We start from the raw sequence: 680 nt of genomic DNA on the forward strand, positions 1-680 counted from the left end.
CGCGAGATGCCGAACGCGGCGACGCAGCCCCTGTTCGACCTTGCCCGTGAGCGCGGTGTCGGGTTTTACCTTGGATATGGCGAATTGACACCGGACGGTCATCACTTCAATACCTCGATCCTGGTCGACAAGCAGGCCCAGATCGTCGGTAAATACCGAAAGGTGCATCTTCCCGGTCACGACGAATACGATCCCGAACGTGCTTTCCAGCATCTGGAAAAACGCTACTTCGAACCGGGCAATCTCGGCTTTCCCGTCTGGGAAACCATGGGCGGGACCATGGGTATGTGCATCTGCAACGACCGCCGCTGGCCGGAGACATTTCGCGTGATGGGTCTCAAGGGTGTCGAGTTGGTGATGCTCGGCTATAACACGCCGTCCGCGAACTCCCAGAACGGCAGCGAAAGCGCGGAATTGCGCAAGTTCCATAACCGCCTCGCCCTCCAGGCAGGCGCGTATCAGAACTCGACCTTCGTTGCCGCATCGGCAAAGGCCGGGACGGAAGATGGCCACCACATGTTCGGCGAAAGCTGCATTGTCGCGCCCACCGGCGAAATTATCGCGATCGCCGAAACCGAAGACGATGAGTTGGTGATCGCCGAGATCGATCTGGACGGCACCAAGTTCGGCAAATCGACCGTCTTCGATTTTGGGCGTCACCGCCGCATCGAACACTACGG

General features: G+C 59.0%; 1 protein-coding gene. It reads left to right on the forward strand.

Annotation, left to right across the window (positions count from 1 at the left end):
- Positions 1–6 precede the first annotated feature (6 nt).
- The coding region (locus tag JJ959_RS21255; RefSeq protein WP_292888477.1) for a nitrilase-related carbon-nitrogen hydrolase at positions 7–680 on the forward strand (674 nt) is incomplete at its 3' end.

The sequence above is a fragment of the Nisaea sp. genome, assembly GCF_017640745.1.
Classification (GTDB): domain Bacteria; phylum Pseudomonadota; class Alphaproteobacteria; order Thalassobaculales; family Thalassobaculaceae; genus Nisaea.